Origin of the sequence: Arcobacter denitrificans (SeqCode), from assembly GCF_048571185.1 — a bacterium.
Classification (GTDB): domain Bacteria; phylum Campylobacterota; class Campylobacteria; order Campylobacterales; family Arcobacteraceae; genus Arcobacter; species Arcobacter denitrificans.
Window position 1 is genome coordinate 2,100,576 of the sequence record NZ_CP182350.1, and the last position, 19,892, is coordinate 2,120,467.

The 19,892-nt window shown below is 29.1% G+C and carries 20 protein-coding genes; 6 read left to right on the top strand and 14 right to left on the bottom strand.

Annotated elements, in window-relative coordinates:
- Positions 1-36: 36 nt before the first annotated feature.
- Entirely contained in the window at positions 37-2,010 is a 1,974-nt protein-coding gene (locus ACNI28_RS10595; RefSeq protein ID WP_419764218.1) for a TonB-dependent receptor plug domain-containing protein, read from the top strand.
- Between the two features lie 26 nt (positions 2,011-2,036).
- Here the strand turns inward: ACNI28_RS10595 and ACNI28_RS10600 are convergent, their stop codons facing one another.
- The 4 genes from ACNI28_RS10600 to folD all read right to left on the bottom strand — a co-directional run bounded on the left by ACNI28_RS10600 (position 2,037) and on the right by folD (position 5,696).
- Entirely contained in the window at positions 2,037-3,266 is a 1,230-nt protein-coding gene (locus ACNI28_RS10600) for an HD domain-containing protein (protein WP_419764219.1), read from the bottom strand.
- Positions 3,267-3,601: 335 nt separating this feature from the next.
- On the bottom strand, positions 3,602-4,051 hold the full coding sequence (gene rpiB, locus ACNI28_RS10605; protein WP_419764220.1) for a ribose 5-phosphate isomerase B: 450 nt from the start codon (positions 4,049-4,051) through the stop codon (positions 3,602-3,604).
- Entirely contained in the window at positions 4,051-4,836 is a 786-nt protein-coding gene (gene lepB / locus ACNI28_RS10610; protein ID WP_419764221.1) for a signal peptidase I, read from the bottom strand. The genes rpiB and lepB overlap by 1 nt, the downstream gene beginning before the upstream one ends.
- On the bottom strand, positions 4,836-5,696 hold the full coding sequence (folD, locus tag ACNI28_RS10615; RefSeq protein WP_419764222.1) for a bifunctional methylenetetrahydrofolate dehydrogenase/methenyltetrahydrofolate cyclohydrolase FolD: 861 nt from the start codon (positions 5,694-5,696) through the stop codon (positions 4,836-4,838). The genes lepB and folD overlap by 1 nt, the downstream gene beginning before the upstream one ends.
- 72 nt (positions 5,697-5,768) lie before the next feature.
- Here folD and ACNI28_RS10620 point away from each other — a divergent pair, with 72 nt between their 5' ends.
- The 5 genes from ACNI28_RS10620 to ACNI28_RS10640 all read left to right on the top strand — a co-directional run bounded on the left by ACNI28_RS10620 (position 5,769) and on the right by ACNI28_RS10640 (position 8,825).
- Positions 5,769-6,131 (top strand): c-type cytochrome, encoded by a 363-nt coding sequence (locus ACNI28_RS10620; RefSeq protein ID WP_419764223.1) that lies wholly within the window; start codon positions 5,769-5,771, stop codon positions 6,129-6,131.
- 72 nt (positions 6,132-6,203) lie between these two features.
- Positions 6,204-6,740: a 50S ribosomal protein L25/general stress protein Ctc gene (locus ACNI28_RS10625; RefSeq protein WP_419764224.1), complete on the top strand. Its 537-nt coding sequence runs from the start codon at positions 6,204-6,206 to the stop codon at positions 6,738-6,740.
- Between the two features lie 7 nt (positions 6,741-6,747).
- A complete protein-coding gene (gene pth / locus ACNI28_RS10630; RefSeq protein WP_419764225.1) occupies positions 6,748-7,299 on the top strand; it encodes an aminoacyl-tRNA hydrolase in 552 nt (183 codons plus the stop codon).
- Positions 7,300-8,370 (top strand): LptF/LptG family permease, encoded by a 1,071-nt coding sequence (locus ACNI28_RS10635; RefSeq protein ID WP_419764226.1) that lies wholly within the window; start codon positions 7,300-7,302, stop codon positions 8,368-8,370.
- Positions 8,370-8,825, top strand: a complete 456-nt coding sequence (locus tag ACNI28_RS10640; RefSeq protein WP_419764227.1) for an NUDIX domain-containing protein — start codon at positions 8,370-8,372, stop codon at positions 8,823-8,825. Before ACNI28_RS10635 ends, ACNI28_RS10640 begins: the two co-directional genes overlap by 1 nt.
- Here ACNI28_RS10640 and ACNI28_RS10645 read toward each other — a convergent pair.
- The 10 genes from ACNI28_RS10645 to ACNI28_RS10690 form a co-directional block, all read right to left on the bottom strand.
- Complete coding sequence (locus ACNI28_RS10645) at positions 8,776-10,038, bottom strand: N-acetylmuramoyl-L-alanine amidase family protein (RefSeq protein ID WP_419764228.1); 1,263 nt, start codon at positions 10,036-10,038, stop codon at positions 8,776-8,778. The genes ACNI28_RS10640 and ACNI28_RS10645 overlap by 50 nt on opposite strands.
- A 91-nt stretch (positions 10,039-10,129) precedes the next feature.
- Complete coding sequence (locus ACNI28_RS10650) at positions 10,130-11,206, bottom strand: nitronate monooxygenase (RefSeq protein ID WP_419764229.1); 1,077 nt, start codon at positions 11,204-11,206, stop codon at positions 10,130-10,132.
- 10 nt (positions 11,207-11,216) lie between these two features.
- Positions 11,217-12,425 (bottom strand): tyrosine--tRNA ligase, encoded by a 1,209-nt coding sequence (tyrS, locus tag ACNI28_RS10655; RefSeq protein ID WP_419764230.1) that lies wholly within the window; start codon positions 12,423-12,425, stop codon positions 11,217-11,219.
- Between the two features lie 52 nt (positions 12,426-12,477).
- Positions 12,478-14,619, bottom strand: a complete 2,142-nt coding sequence (locus ACNI28_RS10660) for a RelA/SpoT family protein (RefSeq protein WP_419764231.1) — start codon at positions 14,617-14,619, stop codon at positions 12,478-12,480.
- 5 nt (positions 14,620-14,624) lie between these two features.
- Positions 14,625-14,837: a DNA-directed RNA polymerase subunit omega gene (locus ACNI28_RS10665; protein WP_419764232.1), complete on the bottom strand. Its 213-nt coding sequence runs from the start codon at positions 14,835-14,837 to the stop codon at positions 14,625-14,627.
- A gap of 13 nt (positions 14,838-14,850) precedes the next feature.
- Positions 14,851-15,558, bottom strand: coding sequence for a UMP kinase (gene pyrH, locus ACNI28_RS10670; RefSeq protein WP_419764233.1), 708 nt, complete (start codon positions 15,556-15,558; stop codon positions 14,851-14,853).
- Positions 15,559-15,624: 66 nt separating this feature from the next.
- Entirely contained in the window at positions 15,625-16,692 is a 1,068-nt protein-coding gene (locus tag ACNI28_RS10675; RefSeq protein ID WP_419764234.1) for an ATP-binding protein, read from the bottom strand.
- Between the two features lie 3 nt (positions 16,693-16,695).
- On the bottom strand, positions 16,696-17,610 hold the full coding sequence (gene pdxA, locus ACNI28_RS10680) for a 4-hydroxythreonine-4-phosphate dehydrogenase (RefSeq protein ID WP_419764235.1): 915 nt from the start codon (positions 17,608-17,610) through the stop codon (positions 16,696-16,698).
- A gap of 1 nt (position 17,611) precedes the next feature.
- Positions 17,612-18,394 carry a pyridoxine 5'-phosphate synthase gene (locus tag ACNI28_RS10685; protein WP_419764236.1) on the bottom strand — a complete coding sequence of 261 codons (783 nt, stop codon included), beginning with the start codon at positions 18,392-18,394 and terminating at the stop codon, positions 17,612-17,614.
- 77 nt (positions 18,395-18,471) lie between these two features.
- Positions 18,472-19,881: an anthranilate synthase component I family protein gene (locus ACNI28_RS10690; protein WP_419764237.1), complete on the bottom strand. Its 1,410-nt coding sequence runs from the start codon at positions 19,879-19,881 to the stop codon at positions 18,472-18,474.
- Positions 19,882-19,892: the final 11 nt, after the last annotated feature.

Consider the following 19,892-nt stretch of genomic DNA (forward strand, 5'->3'; position numbering starts at 1 on the left):
AATATAATAATCTTTCTCAAAATTAAGGAGAAAGTATTGAAAAAATCTATTTGTATGTTAAGTTTAGTCGTTTCAACTGTTTTATTAGCTAATGAAATTGAAGTACCAACAGTAAATGTTGAGGAAAAAGTTAATACAAAAGTTGTAAAAAGTGTAAGTGAGAATGAGATAAAAAGTGCTGATTTAGCAGAAGCATTAACTCAAAATATTCCATCAATATCACTTGTAAGAAGAAGTGGAATTGCAAATGATATTATTTTAAGAGGTCAAAAAAAAGATAATATTAATGTAATGATAGATGATGCAAAGATTTATGGAGCCTGCCCAAATAGAATGGATCCACCAACATCACATATCTTATCAAATAATGTTGAAAGTGTAGAAGTAACAGAAGGTCCATATGATGTAGAGAACTTTGGAACATTAAGTGGAAAAGTAAAAGTAAATACAAAAGAGCCTACAAAAGATTTACAAGGTGAAATCAACCTCAATGCAGGAAGTTTTAATTATAGAAAAGCTAGTGCAACTATTAGTAGTGGAACTGATAGGTTTAAACTTTTACTTTCTGCTTCAACAGAAAGCAGTGACCAATATGAAGATGGAAATGGAAATAATTTCTATGAACAACAAGTTGCAAATGGAATGGCAGCATCTACTGCAAATGAGTATTCAGCTGCAAATAGAGACCATAAAGCTTATACAAAAAAAACTCTTTTGTCAAAAGCCATCTTTAATATAGATGATAGCTCAGAAATAAAATTATCATACACTGCAAATAGAAGTGATAATGTTCTATATCCAAATACTCCAATGGATGCCAATTATGATGATTCAAATATTTATACTTTTTCATATGCAAAAAGAGATTTAGGTAAATACTCAAAAGAGTTAAACTTAGATTACTATTACTCAAATGTTGACCATCCTATGAGCACAACTTTAAGAGATAATGGTGCAATGCAAATGACAAATCATATGAAATCATCAATTTGGGGTGCCAAAATAAAAAATAGCATGGATATAAAAGATGATATATTAACTCTTGGATTAGATACAAGTGTTAGAAACTGGAAAGGTAAATATTATAATAAAACTAATCCATTTATTAGAGACTCAATTGCTAGTACAGATACTGAAAACAAAGCTTTATTTTCAACTTATGAAAAGAGTGTAGGTGCATTAGATATTGAACTAGGAGCAAGATATGATAATACTTCAATTGATAATGTTGATGCTACAAAAAAAGATAATGATTATAGTGCTTTAAATGCAAATATTTTTACAGTATATAACTTAGACAAAAAAACAAAAATCTTTGCAGGTTTTGGAAAATCTGAAAGAGTTCCAGATGCAAGAGAGTTATATTTTGTAAACTCAGGTGGTGCAGTAATTGGAAACCCAGATTTAAAAGCAGTAAAAAACTACGAAGCTGATTTTGGTTTTGAAAAAACTATTGGTGACTTTAATATCAAATCAAAACTTTTCTATTCTGTTTTAAAAGATTATATATATAGTGTAAACGGAACAGGCTTTACAAATATAGATGCAAAAATCTATGGGATAGATGTTAGTGGATTTTATTATATGAATGATGCTTTGTCACTTGATTATGGTATGGCTTATCAAAGAGGTAAAAAGGATGAGGCTTTAGCAGGACAAACAGATAAAGACTTAGCAGATATTCCTCCCTTGAAAGCAAATTTAGCGTTAAATTATGAGTATGCAGCTCATAAACTCACAAGTGAAATAGTTGCAGTTGATAGCTGGGATAGCATTGATAGTGAAAATGGTGAGCAAAAACTAGGTGGATATGCAATATTTAATTTAAAATATAAAAATAGTATTAATAAAAATTTTGAGCTTACTTTTGGAGTTGATAATATCTTTGATAGAACTTACGCTTCAACAAATACATATAAAGATATTACGTATGTATCAACAGGTGGAAATTCAACAATAATAAATGACCCAGGAAGATATGCTTATGTTAATCTAAGATATATGTTCTAGTAAAATAAAAGGAAAGAAATTTCCTTTTATTCAAAGTCCATTCTAACTTGGGTTTGCCCTGTTGTTCCAAAGGCTAAGTCTATTTTTGTTGCAATCTCTTTAAAATCAACATCTTGTACAGTTTTTAAAGATTTTAAAATCTCTTTTTTCCCATTTACTAACTCTTTTGATTTTATTCCATGAGAGATTGATAGACTAGCTTCTACAAAAGCTGATAATTTATCACATTGTTTTAAAGCAAGTCCATCTATTGGGTTGTATTTATCAATATTATAAGCAGCTAATCCATTTGTTACAACTTTTATATCATCTTCATAGATTTTGTCTAAAAACTCATCTTTTACACCATCGTATAGACCTAAAAGGTATGAAAATTCATCTTTTATCTTTTCTGGAACATTTGGCATAATATCATCATCTATTTTGATAATTTCATATTCACTTATAATATCAGATAAATCATCAACACAGTACTTTACAGGAGAGATAATATCTCTAGTAAGAGCTTCTGGTAAATCATGGAAAAGGGCTGTATAAAAGTTATTTTGTAATCGTTTCTCACAAGCATTTACATCAAGTGAATAAAAATATCCAAATAAAGCAACAGTTAACATATGCCCTAAAACTGAAGTTTCAGGTATCCTTGGTGTTTGAGACCATCTTTTTTGAAATCTTAGTCTTCCACTTAAATCAATAATTTTTGATAGCTTTTTATTGAGTGCAATTTTTCGTACCCCTATTAACTCATAATAATCTTCAATCTCTTCTTCAACACTTTTTTTAACCTCTTCAATATCACTTAAAAAAGCACTTGTTTGATATACAATTGAAAACTCCCATTTAGTAGAAAGGTAAGAGGCTGCTTTATTTATAAATCTCTCTTTTTTATACATATTTGGATTTTCTAGGTATTCTTCAAATTTTTTGAGAAAATTGCCACCTTCTATATCTTTTATGGAATCATGTAATTTACTTATAACCCAAGAATTTATCTCTTTTGATTTTCTTTGAAGAGCTTTTCTAAATACATCAGGTCTTATATCTGTAACTACAACACGACGTAAAAACTCAAAAATTCCAGCTTCTATTAGATGTGTATAGTTTACATCATCTTCAAGTTTTGCAATAAAATATGCAATAATAAATTTGTGTGCTTGTTTATCAAGCTCTACTAGCTCAACCATTCTTGGATAATCATTCCATCTTTGAATTGAAGCTGAAGAGAAAATATAATCTATAATTTTGTGGTTAATCATCTTTTTTATCTTTCTTTGTTGAGTCATCACTAAAAAACATCATTTTTTTACCTATCATCATACATGTAACAACTGTCCCAACTACTACGTAAGCTACCCAAGGTTCGTGCATATTTGACTCTTTATTTTTGTTTTGATTATCCCATAATATTGATAAATAGGCACTTAGAAAAATCTTTTTTATATTTGATGTATAATTTCAAAAATAGAGATTGATAAAAATTTGTTGCTTATATTTTGTGCTTAAAAGAAAAAATTATTATAGACTTTACTCTTTAGCTATTTTAAAATAGTTCCAAGGAAAAGGTTTGGGAAAATCTTTGTTAGAATTTTCCTTATGCTCTACAGCTACCAAAAAGATTATTGATTTTTTTAACTCTTCCTTCATGTCTTCCACCTTGGAAGCTTGCTTTGTCCCAAGTTTCAACTATAGCTTCAACCATACCTGGTCCACTAACTCTTTCACCAAGGCAGATTACATTCGCATCATTGTGTTCTCTTGCCATTTGCGCAGAGTATTCATTATGACAAAGGGCTGCTCTAATTCCATCAAATTTATTTGCAGCCATACTCATGCCAATTCCTGAACCACAAATTAAAATACCTTTTGAACCTTCATTTGCTAAAACTTCTTTACAAACTTTTGCTGCAAAATCAGGATAATCAACTCTATCTTTGTTTTGTGGCCCTAAATCTATAACTTCATGACCTCTTGCTTCAAAAAGCTCTTTCACATAGGTTTTTATATCAATACCAGCGTGATCTGCTCCAATAAAATATTTCATTAATAAATTCCTTTTTCGTGATTGATTTTAAGCTCTTTGCCTTCCATCTCTTTTTCTATGCTTTCAATTGTTCTAAAAACTCTATCCCATCTAACTTCATAGTTTTTGTCCCAAGAAAAATAGATAAACCAAGGAGTTCCAACTATATATTTATATGGAACAGTTCCCCAAAATCTAGAGTCATTTGAGTGGTCTCTATTATCACCCATCATAAAGTATTCATCTTCAGGTATTTTGATTGGATTCATATCAAATAATTGTCTAAAAGGAGTACCAATTCTTGTAATTGCTGGGTCATTATGAATACCTGGATGATCTTTTTTATAAGGATCCATTACAAATAGTTTTCCATTTACATCTGTTACGTGATAGCCTACAAAGTTTTTCTTTACATATTCATTTCCCTCTTTAGGATGTAAAAAAAGATGTTTATCTTGTAAAGCAACAATATCTCCACCAACTGCTACACATCTTTTTACATAATGAATTGTCTCTTCTTTTGGATATCTAAAAACAACTATATCACCACGACTAGGTCCCTGTGCACTTATTAGATGTCCATTGTCATTAAAGTCAGGAAGTACTTTTACCTCAAGCCAAGGAAGTCTTGGTGTTGGGATACCATAAGAGAATTTCTTTACAAAAAGCATATCTCCTATCAAAAGTGTGTTTTTCATACTTCCACTTGGAATTACAAAAGCCTGAGCAACAAAAAATATAATACTCAAAACAATTATAATCGTACCAGTCCAAGAACTAGACCAGTTGTATAGTTTTCTTAACATTAATTACTTTCTCTTTTCTGTCTTAATTTTGCAGCTTTTAGAGTATTTTTTAATAACATTCCAATAGTCATAGGTCCAACTCCACCAGGAACTGGTGTGATAAAAGAACATTTGTCTTTACAATCTTCAAAATCAGCATCACCTGTTAATTTACCAGTATCAAGTCTATTGATACCAACATCAATAACAACTGCGTCATCTTTTATCATGTCAGCTTTTAGAAGATGTGGCACACCTACAGCAATCACTACAATATCAGCTTCTTTTGTATGAGCTTTTAAATCTTTTGTTCGTGAATTACAAACAGTAACTGTGGCTTTTGCGTTTATAAGTAAAGAGGCCATTGGTTTACCAACAATATCGCTACTTCCAATAACTACTGCATTCTTACCGCTTAATTCAATTCCATACTCTTCAAACATTCTCATTACACCAAAAGGAGTTGCTGGTAAAAATGAATCTAAATTTGAAACCATTCTTCCTACATTGTATGGATGGAAACCATCTACATCTTTTAGAGGATTAATAGCTTCTAAAACTGTTGTTGTATCAATATGTTTTGGAAGTGGTAATTGCACCAAGATACCATCAAGTTTTGGGTTGTTGTTCATATCTTCAATTAAAGCTAATAACTCTTCTTGAGTTATTGATTCATCTTTTGTATGAACTTCTGAATATATACCTGCTGTCTCACATGATTTGTGTTTGCTATTTACATAAGTAGAACTAGCGGGGTCATTTCCCACTAAAATAACTGCAAGTCCTGGGGTGATTTGCTCATTTTTTACAAGTTCTGCTACTTCAACTCTTACTTCTTCTTTTATTTTTGCTGATAATGCCTTACCATCTAATATAACCATTCTAGTTACCTTATAACTGTTTTAATTTTAGCTTGCTATAATACCCAAAAAGAATTTACACAAAGGTTAAGTTTGAGAATAGTAGTTTTTGCAATTTTACTTTTATTTTATAATGTATGTTTTGCAAAAGATATTATAAATAACTCTTTTATTACTGATTATGAATATGGTGCAATGTTATATGAAAACCCAAGGGGAATAGGGTGTAATAAATGCCATGGCAAAGGTGATAAAAGTGTAATTATCGCAAAATATAAAAATAAAAAAAATGAGATTAAAACTTTAAACTCTCCAGCTATTAATAATGTGCCTTTTGAAAATTTTGTAGATGTTTTAACTACAAAAAGAGGAAGTTCAAATATTATGCCCTCATATTTTTTAACAAATGATGAAATCAAGTCTATATACTATTATCTAAAAAACTTAAAAAAATAGAATCCAACTTAAACTTAGTTTAAATTAATTTTTAGTATAATCCCCAACTTTAAATTAAAATAAGGAATTAAAATGTTAGAGGGTATCGTAAGAGATAGTATAACTAAGCAAAATGCTAAACAACTAAAAAGAGATGGTTACATTTTAGCTAATATTTATGGAAAAGGTGTTGAGAACATCAATGCTGCATTTAAAAGAAATGATTTTATCAGATTCTTAAAAAACAAAACAACAATTGCATTTGATGTAAAAGTTGGAGATACTACTTGTAAAGTAGTTGTAAAAGAGTACCAAAAGGCACCTATTACTTCTGAATTATTACATGTAGATTTAATGATGGCATTACCAGGTGTAAAAACTAACTATACTGTGCCAGTAACTGTTGAGGGAACTCCAAAAGGTTTAAAAAACAAAGGTCTTTTTGTTTTCCATAAAAAAAGAGTTGCAGTAAAATGTGCAATTGAAAACTTACCAGAAAATTTCCATATTGAAATTGCTGATTTAGATACTGGTGATAACGTTTTAGTAAGAGATCTTACGATGCCAGAAGGTGTAACTTGTTACTTAGATCCAAGAGTACCAATCGTTGGTGTAATTAAAGCTAAGTAGTAAAATTATGTTTTTAATAGTAGGACTTGGTAATCCAGGGACTAAATATGAAAACAATCGCCACAATGTAGGTTTTTTAGTTATCGATGAGATAGCTAAAAACCTTACAACTTCAAATATAAATAAATCAAACTTCAATGCAGATGTTTTAAAATCACCAAATGAACTTTTAGTAAAACCAACAACTTATATGAATAACTCTGGACAATCAGTCCATGCTATAAAAGAGTATTATAAGCTAAGCCTAGATGATATTATTGTTATCCATGATGATTTAGATTTACCTTTTGGTGCTGTTAAATTTAAAATAGGTGGTGGACATGGTGGACATAACGGTTTAAGATCAATAGATTCTCATATTGGAAATATGTATATTAGGATACGAATAGGAATAGGAAAACCAGAATCTAAAGAGGATGTTGCCAATTATGTGTTATCAGACTTTTCAAAAGAAGAATTAAATAAACTAGAAGGTATAATCTCTCATACTATCAAAGCTATAGAGTCATTAAAAATTGATTCTATGAATGAAGTAAAATCCAAATTTACAATGAAATAGATGAGAATAATAACAAAATATTTACTACAAAAATTTATTAGAAATTTTGTCATAGTTTTAGTATCTTTAGAAATATTTTTTGTGGGAATTGACTTCTTGCAAAATTATGATGAACTTCCAAATTCAGCAAACTTACAACTATTGTATATGCTATATAACAGCTTTTTTACACTTACACTTACTCTGCCTTTATCTTTAGTTTTTGGTTGGATTATTACAATTGTAATAATGGTTAAAACAAATGAAATGGTTGCCTCCTTATCTTTAGGAGTAGGGCATAGACAAATTTTTATGCCTGTTGTAAGAGTATCTATGATATTAGTTATTTTGTTAATAGGACTTCAAACTACACCTCTTGCTTATTCATATGATTATACTTCAAAGATTTTAAAAGGGACATATTTTACAAATTCAAAGAGTGATATTTTTGTTAAGTATAATGATTACTTTGTCTATTTTAAAAAGTTATATCCCTTGCAAAAATATGCTGAGGATATACATATTTATAAGGTTGTAGATGACGATATAGAAGAGGGTATTGTTGCTAAAAAAGCATATTTTCAAAATAATAGATGGTATGTTATAGATGCAAAAATTACAAAGAAACCAAAAACAATAGATTGGAATAGCTCTAAAATTGAGATACATCATGAAAAGTTTTTATATACCCTTGAAGGCTTTAAACCTAAAATTTTAGATAATGTTTATGAATCAACATCATCTTTTTCAATATTAGATGCCATATCCGCATTAATACTTTTAAATGACCAAGATGTTAATACTGATAAAATAAGGGCTTCACTATATTATGAGATTGTTGCACCACTATATTTTATACCTTTGATAATTTTAATATTTTCATATACTTCATTTAATAGTAGATTTTTCAATATTGGGAAGTTTACCTCTTTATCCATTGCTTCAACATTAGTTATATGGGGGATATTTTTTATGCTACATAAATTTTCATCTTCAGGGGTATTAAATCCAGAGTTTTCTATTCTTTTACCAATTATTTTATGGTATATTATTACGTATATTTTGATAAACAAAAAAATAGGTTATAAATAATGTCAAAAAAGTATGCTTATGGTGTGTGTTTGTACAGAATTGAAGATAATGATATAAAAATATTATTGTGTAAGTCTGTAAAGAGTTTTAATAAGTGGGGCTGTCTTAAAGGTGTGAAGTGTAGTAATGAAACTGCACACGAGTGTGCAAAAAGAGAGTTCTTTGAAGAGAGTAACATTAAAGTTGAGATTTCAGATTTTGAAGAATATTTTGACCAAGTTAATTTAGAAAAAGATATTGGCGTATGGCTAGTAAATGCTAACAAAGTAGAAAATTTAAATGAGTATTTTTTAGAAGATAGACTTTTAGATAATAATTTATCTTGGGAAAACTCAAAAGTGAAGTTTTTTTCTATATTTAAATTACCAAATATAAGAACTAAACAGATAAGACTAATAGATAATATTACTGATTTTTTGCAAAATAAGCATCAATTCCATCAGCAATACCTTTAGCTAATATTTTTTGATAGCTTTTTTCAAAAAGTCTTCTTCCCTCTACTTTATGTGTTATATAACCAACTTCTACAAGAATTGAGGGCATTTGAGCTCCTACTAGAACCCAAAATGGTCCCTCTCTAACTCCACCATCAACTACATCTTTATATTTTTTTCTTGCACTATATAGAAGATGCTGTTGTACATCAATACCTAGTTTTTGGCTAGAAGTAATCTTACTTTGGTTTAAGATTGTTAGAAAGCTGTTTTGAGAGTTATTGTTCATTGCATTCATATCTGAACTATTTTCTAAGGCAGCAACTCTTTTTGCCCTAGCACTTCTTGCAGGACTTAAGAAATATGTTTCAATACCTCTTGCTTTTTTTCTTACTGATTTTGGTGCTGCATTTGCATGTATTGATATAAAGATATCTGCTTTTTTTCTATTGGCTAAAACTGTTCTATTTTTCACTTGAATAAATCTATCTTTATTTCTTGTAAGATAAACTTTGTAGCCTCTTTTTTTTAAATCACTATATAAATATTTACTAATAGTGAATACAGTATTCTTCTCATATCTCTTTTTAGATCCTACCGCACCTGAATCTTTCCCTCCATGTCCAGAATCTATAACAATTACTTTATTTTTATTTAATAATGTTTTTACAGGAGTAACATTTGATTTACTCTTTTTTAAATCAAGAACTTTAATGATTATTCTTTTTTTGCCTATAATATATATTGTTTTTAGATTTTTTCTATGTATAAGTTCTATTCTTAGTTTTCGATATTTGTATTGAAAAATCTTAATTCTATCTATACCATTCATTTTTAATATTGTAGGAGATGCATCTTTGAATCTACCTTTAAAATCAAAAATATCTAAATACTTATTTCCTCTTTTTTCTTCTATAAATTTAATATAATCTTTTTTAAGATAATGTTTAAAATCAATAATAATCTGATTGTCTTTAACAAATACATTGTCAATATTATAAGTAGAGTTCTTATATTTTGGCTTCTTTTTTGATGGTTTAACTTTTTTAATTTTAGCGATTTTTTGAACTTTGTCAATCTTTTGAATTGGTTTATTACTTGAAGCTAGTTTTTTAAGTTCTTTTTCATATGTTGCTGTGTTTTTATTGAGTTTTTTGCCAATTTTGACTAAATCTTGTAAGTGTTTTTTTTCATTCTTTTGGTCACTATTTAATACAGCTCTTAAATAGTTCATCTTTGCTGAATTAAATTTTGTAGTTAACTCAGAAGACGTAGCAAATAAATTATATGATAAGAAAATTAGAAGAATAAATTTGATTAAAATTTTATTCCCCTTTTGTCAATTTTTCCATAAGTTCATGAACTGATATTATTTTATTAATTTTATATCCATTTGAACCTGTAAAAAACAATCCAGTTTCTACATCACCTTGATAAGCAGCACCAAGTCTATCTGCAATACAGTATCCAACTGCTTTTGCTTCAACACCTCTGTGACATGGAGCCACACAGTTTGAAATACATACTACTTTTGGAGCAGTACCTTCTAGCATAGATTTTTGTAAGTTTGTTTGAACACCACGTGCTGGAAGTCCAACAGGAGATTTCATTAGTTTAATATCTTCAGATTTTGATTGAATTAAAACATTTTTCATATTTACATCTGCATCACATTCAAAAGTTCCTATAAATCTTGTTGCCATTTGAACACCTGCACAACCCATGTCTAGATATTTATCAATATCATTTTTATCCCAAATTCCTCCAGCTGCAATAATTGGAGGATTGCCCCAATTTTTTGCTTCTTCAATAACAGGAGGCACAATATTTTCTAATTGGAACTCTTCTTGGAAACATTGTTCATAAGAGAATCCTTGATGCCCACCACTTAATGGACCTTCTACTATTACTGCATCTGGAAGTTTGTTATATCTTTTCCATTTTTTACATATAAGTTTTAAGGCTCTTGCACTTGATACAATTGGAATAAGTGCAACATCTGGATAATCTTTTGTAAACTCTGGCATGTTTGTTGGAATACCAGCACCTGTAATTATAATATCTACACCTGCTTCACATGCATCTTCAACGATTCTTCCATAATCATTACATGCATATAATATATTACAAGCAAGTGGTGCATCACCACAGATTTTCCTTGCATTACTAATGATTTTTTTAAGGGCATCTTTACTATAGAAGTTCATAACATCTACTGGTTTTTCTTTTTTCATTTTAATAGCAAGATCTTGATTATCTTTATAATATCCTGTACCAACAGCTGATATTACTCCAAGTCCACCTTCTAAACTTACTGTTCCTGCTAATTTGTCCCAGCTTATACCAACACCCATACCACCTTGGATAATTGGATGTTTTATTTCATATTTACCTATTTTCAAAATTAGCCCTTTATTTTATTATTATCTTAGCGAAACTTTTTTTACCTTTTTGTAAAATATATTCACCCTTTGATAAATTTAGTTTATCATCGCTTATTTTTTCTTGATTAATTTTAACTGCACCTGCTTTAACATCTCGTCTAGCTTGTGAAGTTGAATTAACTAACTTTGAGTCAACTAATGCTTGGCAAATCCAAGTACCATCATTAAATTCAAACTCTTCTATATCTGTAGGGATATCTTTTTTTGCAAAAACTTTTTTAAACTCTTCTTGAGCTTTTAATCCTTCCCCAATTCCATGAAACCTATCTACAATTTCAATAGCTAATGAATCTTTTACAAGCTTTGGATGCATCGTTCCATCTTCCACACCTGTTTTTAACTCTTCTATTTCTTTTAATGATTTAGATGATAAAAGTTCAAAATATCTCCACATAAGTTCATCTGATATAGATAATACTTTTCCAAACATATTATTAGCTTCATCAGTTACACCAATATAATTGTTTAAGGATTTTGACATCTTTTGAACTCCGTCAAGACCTTCTAGAATTGGCATCATTAAAACAGCTTGTTGTTTTTCTGTATTATACGCTTTTTGTAAAGTTCTACCCATCAAAAGATTAAATTTTTGATCAGTTCCTCCAAGCTCTATATCTGATTTTAAATAAACAGAATCATAACCTTGAAGTAGGGGATATGTAAATTCACTTACTGCAATTGGTGCATTTGAGGCATATCTTTTAGAAAAATCATCTCGTTCTAACATTCGGGCAACTGTTAAGTTTGAAGCAAGAGCAATTAGTCCAGCTGCTCCTAAATCATTTAGCCAATTTGAATTAAAGACTACTTGGGTTTTACTCTCATCTAATATTTTAAAAACTTGTTCTTTATAACTTTGAGCATTATCTAAAACTTGTTGTTTTGATAATATTTTTCTAGTTTCACTTTTACCTGTTGGGTCACCAATACTTGCAGTAAAATCTCCAATTAAGAATTGAACAATTCCTCCAAATTTTTGGAAAACTGATAATTTTTGAAGAAGAACTGTGTGTCCAAGGTGTAAATCTGGCGCAGTTGGATCAAATCCAGCTTTTACATAGAAGTTTTCACCTTTTTCATAATAATTTTTTAATAATTTTTCAATTGACTCAATATCAATTATTTCAAAGCTTCCTCTTTGAATTTCTAATAGTGCTTCTTTTATTTTGTTTTCCATAATCCCTCTTTAAATAATCGCTTATTATACTTTTTATTTATTAAATAAAAATTTAGTTTTTGTTATATGCATCTTTTTTTGAAAAAAACTCTATAACCTTTACTTTTTGTTCTATTAATTTACGAACTTCATCTCTGTTTTTTTTATTAATCTCAAATTCAATATCACAATATTGAATATAACTATGTGATTCTCTACCATAACTAACTGATAATATATAACCTTCATATTGGCTCATATAAGTTAAAAGTTTTGCTAATTCACCTTTTGTATTTGGTAAACTCACTACCATTTTATATTGGTAGAGTTTATTATCCATCCATTTACAAAAAAGCATCTGCTTTTCAGTTTTTATTTTTTTGTAGGCTTTATCACACATTTTGTGATGAAGTATAGCTTTATTTCCCTCTTTAAAAGCAACAATATCATCTCCAAACTTTGGATGACAACAGTGCTCAAAAGAGATAGTGTTAATTGAACTATTTGAATAAAAAAGAATATTTTCAAACTTATACTCTTTTAGCTTAGTTGTAGGCATTTTAAACCTTGCAACAAAGTTCATATTTTCTTGAATCTTTTTTTCAAGTAATCTTTTTGTATGCTTTAAAAAATCCAATAATAATGGGACTCTATGTAGGTGTTCGACTTTATATAAATCTACAATATTAGATTTATATTTTATAAAGATTGTATTTAATATATTTTTACCACTGCACTCATTTATCTCTTTTTCTCTTTGTGCACATAATATTTTAATCTGTTTTTTTGCTCTATTTGTTGTAACCATTTCAATCCAAGAACATCTTGGAATATTATGGTCTGTAGTATTTATTGATACTATATCACTACTTTGAAGTGATGTTAATAGTGGCTTTCTCACTTTATTTATATAACAATCAACAGCCCTATTTCCCACATCTGTATGAATCATATACGCATAATCATAAGCAGTTGCATTTCGAGGAAGGGTAAAGGTATCTCCCCTTGGAGAATAGATTACCATATCTTCTGAATAGAGGTTTTCTTTAGCTTCACTATAGAACTCTTCAATATTTTCATTTGAGTACTCTAAGGCTTTTAACCAATTTAAATTAGGAGAATGTTTTGCCCCACTTTTATATTTCCAATGTGCTGCAATTCCAAACTCAGCAACTTTATGCATATCATATGTTCTAATTTGAACTTCATGAATCTTAGAGTTGTAAAAAACTGTTGAGTGAATAGTTTGATAACCATTTTCTTTAGGTGTTGCCACATAATCTTTAAATCTTGAGATTAAAGGTTTATACTCTAAATGTATATGTCCTAAAACTTTATAACAATCAATCTCTTTATCAACAAGAATTCTAATAGCCATTAAGTCTAAGACTTCGTCAATAGTTACACCTTTTCTTTGCATCTTCATGTAGATTGAGTAGTAGTGTTTAACCCTTGTATATATTTTAATTTTACTATCATCATAACCATTCTTTTCTAAAAGAATTTTTGTTGATGATATAAATTCATTGAAGCTTACTTGTATGGTTTGTTGATGCTCTTTCATAAAATCATCAATTTTTTTATACTCTTGGGGATAAATATAAAAAAATCCTAAATCTTCAAGCTCATTTTTAATGGTAGAGATACCAAGTCTATGTGCAATAGGAACATAAACAACTAAAGTCTCTTCTGCTATTCTAAACTGTTTATTTTCAGGTAAAGCTGAAAGTGTAAGCATATTGTGAAGTCTATCACAAAGTTTAACAACTAAAACTCTTGGGTCATCAATTGATGCAATTAGCATTTTTCTAAAAGATAGTGCAGAGGTTATAAGTTTTTTATCTGAACTAGAGGGTAGTAACTCATGCTCTCTTATCTCATCAATTTTTGTAAGTCCATCAACAACATGGGCAATATCTTCTCCCCATTTCTCTTTTACAAACTCCAAGTCATATTTTGTATCTTCTACAACATCATGAAGTAGAGCAGCTGATACAATAGTCTCTTCTGCTGAGAAGTGGGCAGTAATACAGGCAACTAAAAGTGGATGTACAGCATAAGGCTCACCACTTTTTCTAAATTGACCTTCATGGGCTTGAATTGTAAAATCAACAATATCTTTTAATTTGGGGGTTATTTCAATTTGGGAGTCTAATTCAGCATAAGCACTATCAATAGTGTTTATACGCTGAATTTTATTAATATATGGATCCATATTAATTATTTAGTTACTAAACCTTCAATATTTAATAGTCCTTGACCAATTTCGTCAATGGCAATATCTGTATATTTCATATGTTGTGTATTTTTGTCTAAAAGTGGTTTTGCACCTTTACTTAATTCATCAGCTCTTTGACCAACTGCCAATGAAAGGATATATCTATCATTGTTTACTCTTTTTAATGCTTGTGATAATCTCTCTTCTAATCTCATACTATTCCTTTATTTATTTTACTATTGAACATTGACTTAAATCACCGTTGATGATTTTAAGTAAATTACCTTTTGTATACATATCTGCAACAACTATTGGAAGTTTATTATCTTTTGCAAGAGCAATTGCAGTATCATCCATAACTTTTATTGAGTCTTCTAACGCTCTATCATATGATATTGTATCTAATTTAAGTGCATCCTCATATTTATTTGGATCTTTATCATAAACACCATCAACTTTAGTTGCTTTGATTAACATAGATGCGCCAATCTCAGTAGCTCTAAGTGTTGCTGCTGTATCAGTTGTAAAAAATGGATTTCCAGTACCTGCACTGAAAATAACTACTCTTCCTTTTTCTAAGTGTCTTTTTGCTTTTCTTACAATAAATGGTTCAGCAATTTGTTCCATTTTAATAGCAGTTTGTAATCTTGCATTTAAACCTTTATGTTCTAGTGCTTCTTGCATAGCAATACCGTTTACTACAGTTGCTAACATACCCATATAGTCTGCACTAGTTCTTTTAATAACACCATCAGCAGCGGCTGTTACACCTCTAATGATATTTCCTCCACCAATAACAATACCAACTTCTATATCGTTATCAATCAACTCTTTTATTTCATCTGCGATGTAATCAAGTATTTTTGTATCAATACCATATCCATCGCTACCAGCTAAAGCTTCACCCGAAAACTTAACAAGTACTCTTTTTTTCATAGGTATGTATCCTTAATATAATTTTTGGATTTTATCTAAATTAAACTAAATACTCTTTTAAATGAATTATTGAACAGCCCATTCATAAAAGGGTAAAATAGTGATTTCTGTTTTTTTGTAGCTTAATGTATCACTATTTCCTGCTGTTATAATATAAACTTGTACAATATTTAATTCATCAATTATACTGTGAACTTTTTTAATAATTGCACCATGAAGCATACTATTAAAAAAAGCAATTGATAAAACTAAACTTTTGTTATCTTCGATATAAAAGTCAATTTTATCTAGGTAATATATATTTTTGTACTCTTTTTGAAGATGTAAAAAAATCATATTTGTAAACTCATTTTTAAATTTCTTATTGTGGGAGATTGAACTTAAAAAGGAGTGGTTGTAGGCATATATTTTTTTTGTTGATTTTTCATGATTGAACTTTTTTAAAAAAAATATCAATTGATTTGCTTCATAAAATTTACAAAGTTCATAAAACCTATCTTTTGAAATCTTTATACTTTTTTTAAGTATAGTAAAAAGCTGATTTATAGATTTATTTTCATCAATTGATGAAAACAGGAGTTTTAAAACCTCAATCTCTGTTTTATCTTTACAAAAAAGTTTAATAATCTCTTGCAATCTATTAAATTTTTTGTTTTCATCTATTGCTATCATTTCAGGCAAATTACCATATTTGAAAAAATGATTAAAAGATGCAATTGTATTTTGGTGTTTGTTATCATGCAGTAAAAACTCTTCAAAATCTAGACCATGTACAAATATAGTTTTAAATCCAAAAAGTTTTTTATAGTTTGTTGTTGTAATTAAAACACTTTGCATAATAGGAATCTCAAAATCAAAATCAAAGCTTTCTAAAACTAAAACTTTGATTTTTTTCTCTTTTATAAAATCATCTAAAAAAAGAATTATTTCATCTTTTTGATTTCTAAAATCATCTAAATTAATATATAAATAATCTTCACTTTCAAAGTTAGATAAGTAGTCATAAATTAGGTAACTTTTCCCTGTTTTAGGTGGCCCACAAACTATTGTTTTAGGATGTGTTATTTTGTTTTTTCTCTCTTGAAAGTTTATTTTATTGAATTCAAGCTCATAACAAGAGTCTAAGATTTTCATTTGTTATTTACTTAGATTAATAGCTTCTTTTACTGCATTAATGTAGCTTTTTAAAGATACATTTGCATTTTTATAAGCTATGTCAAATGCTGTTCCATGATCAACAGAAGTTCGTATAATTGGAATATTTAGACTTACATTTATACTTTGTTCAAAATATAAGGCTTTTAGGGGGATTAATCCTTGATCATGGTACATACAAACATAGTACTTATAGTTTTTTCTATTCATAGGAGAAAAAGCAGTATCAGGTACTAGCGGACCTTTGAAATTTTTTTTACCAAGTTCTTTATTTGCATTTTTAATAGCTTTTATAATTTCAACCTCTTCATCTCCTAATACACCATTGTCACTTGCATGGGGATTAAGTCCAAGAACTGCAATATTTGATTGCTTAACATTTTTATAAAAATCAAGTAAAAATTTTGTTATTTTTTCTTCTTCAATCTTTTTTGCAACTTTTCTGAAGGCTATATGTTCTGTGTAAAGAGCTACAAACATCTTAGGACATCCAAGCATCATAATTGCATCTTTATCAAAATAGTCCCTTAGAACTTCTGTATGACCTTTATAATGAACGTCTGCTTTGTTCCAAGACTCTTTGTTTATAGGTAGAGTTACAATTGCATCTACTTTTTTCTTTGAAGCTAGTTTTATTGCTGTGGTAAAAGAGTCAAAAGAATAAGCACCTGCATCTTTTGTTACAGTACCTGGTTTAATAGAAAATTTGCCTTTTACTTTTTCAATCTCAAAATCTTCTGGAACATCTATGTTTAATAACTTTGCACCTTCTTTTAATAAATCTTTATTTATACAATAAACAGGAGTACAAATTTTTTTGATTTTTTTATGTGCTTCAAGGGCTATTTGTAAACCAACTCCATTAAGGTCTCCAATAGATACAGCAATTTTCTTCATACTATTCCTTAATAAGATTTTTCATATCAATGATTGCATCTTTAAGACCTGTAAAAACAGATCTTGCAATTATACTTTGTCCGATATTTAATTCACGTATTTGTTTAATTCTTGATATCATAGTAACATTTTGATAATTTAGTCCATGCCCAGCAGCTACTTTTATGTTTAAATCATCTGCTAAAAGAGCAGCTTTTTTTATCTCTTTTCTTGATTTTGTTAAAAGTTTTTTTAACTCTTCCCGTGATAGTTCTAACTCTTTTATACTGTGATGTGTATTGATTAAATTTCCATGAAGCATTGCATATATGTTTGCAAATGTTCCAGTATGAAGCTCTATCCATTCAACTTGAAGTTGCTCTGATAGCTCAATCATATCTTTTGTTGGATCTATAAAAAGGGAAACTTCAATCTCATTCTCATGAAGTTTTTTAATTGCATTTTGTATTTTTTCAAAGTTAGATTTTAAGTCTAAGCCACCTTCTGTTGTAACTTCTTCTCTATTTTCAGGAACTAGTGTTACACGAGAGGGTTTAAATTTACATGCAATTTCTATGATTTTTTCATTGATTGAACACTCTAGGTTTACAGGTAGAGTTGATAAGTTAATAATATTTTTTGCATCACTGTCATGTATATGACGTCTATCTTCTCTTAGATGAATAGTGATTTGGTCTGCACCTGCTAATTTACAAATTCCAAGTGAGTCAAGGGGATTTGGGTCATTTATTCTTCTAGCTTCTCTTAAAACTGCAATGTGGTCTATATTTACGCCAAGTAGCAAAGTTTATCCTTTAAATATGGTTATAATTTTGTAATAACATCATATCCAATATTAATTAAGATAAATCTTTTAAAGTTTTACGCCAAATCCTTTAGCGTAGCAATATTTGCTGCAAGTTTATTCTGTACTTCTAGGTATTCAAGTTCAGGAACTGAATCAGCTACGACTCCTGCACCTGCTTGGAAGATTACTTTATCATCAGTTAGCATTGTAGTTCTAATTGTAATTGCACTATCCATATTTCCATCAAAACCAAAGTATGCAATACTTCCAGAATAAAAATTTCGCTTTATTCCTTCAAACTTTGCGATTAATTCCATAGCTCTTATTTTAGGAGCTCCAGTCATAGTTCCTGCTGTAAAAGTTGCTGCAAAAAGGTCAAACATATCATACTTTTCATCGATGATTGCTTCAACATCTGAAACTATATGCATAACATGAGAGTATCTCTCTATTCTCATTAAATCAGTAACTTTTACAGTTCCAGGTTTTGCACATCTTCCTACATCATTTCTTCCTAAATCTATAAGCATGATATGTTCTGCTCTTTCTTTAGGATCACTAAGAAGTTCTTTTTCCATCTCTAAGTCTTTATCGATGGTTCTTCCTCTTTTTCTAGTACCTGCTATTGGACGTAAAAGAATGTGTCCATCAACAAGTCTTACCATAACTTCTGGTGAACTTCCTGCTATTGAAAAGTCTTCATATTCTAATAAATAAAGATAAGGACTTGGGTTTTTACTTCTTAATGCTCTATAAAAACTCAAATGATCTACAACGGCTTTTTGAGTAAATCTATTTGACATAAGTATTTGAAAAACATCTCCACTTCTTACCATCTCTTTTGATTTCTCTACCATGTCAAAAAACTGTTCTTTTGTATAGTTGAATTTTCCTTCATCTAAAAGTTTGGCTTTTTTAAGGGGTAAAAAATCATAAGGGGTAAAAAGTTCTTTTTCTATTAAGTTTAAGTCATCTTTACATTTTTCTAAAGAAGTAAGAAGTACTAGTTTAGAAGTTTTATGTGAAAATCCTAAAATTATTTTAGGACGTATTAAATCTAAATCAGGGATATTAAGTTCATCTTCCAAGTTATCCATATATGGCTTTAATACAGGCTCAAACTCTTTTCCAATATCATAACCAACATTTCCTATAAAACCATCAATTAGACCAATACCTAACTCTAAAGATTTTTCTTTATAGAACTCTTTATCAAACTGTTTGTAATACTCTTTTAAAAACTTTAGTGGATTTGAAGCTACTTCTTTTACTTCATTTAGTTCATTTCTAAAAAAGGTTTTTGAGCCTTCGTGCCATACTCTCTCCCGTGCACCAATTATAATATAAGAGTAGTTTCCATCGCTAGAGTTTATGGTACTTTCAAATAAAAAAGTAATTTCATCTTTATAGATTTCTTTTACTTTTTTATAAATTGATACGGGCGTAAATTGGTCTAAAAAAAGTTCTTTAGAAAAAATTTGCATATATTAGAACC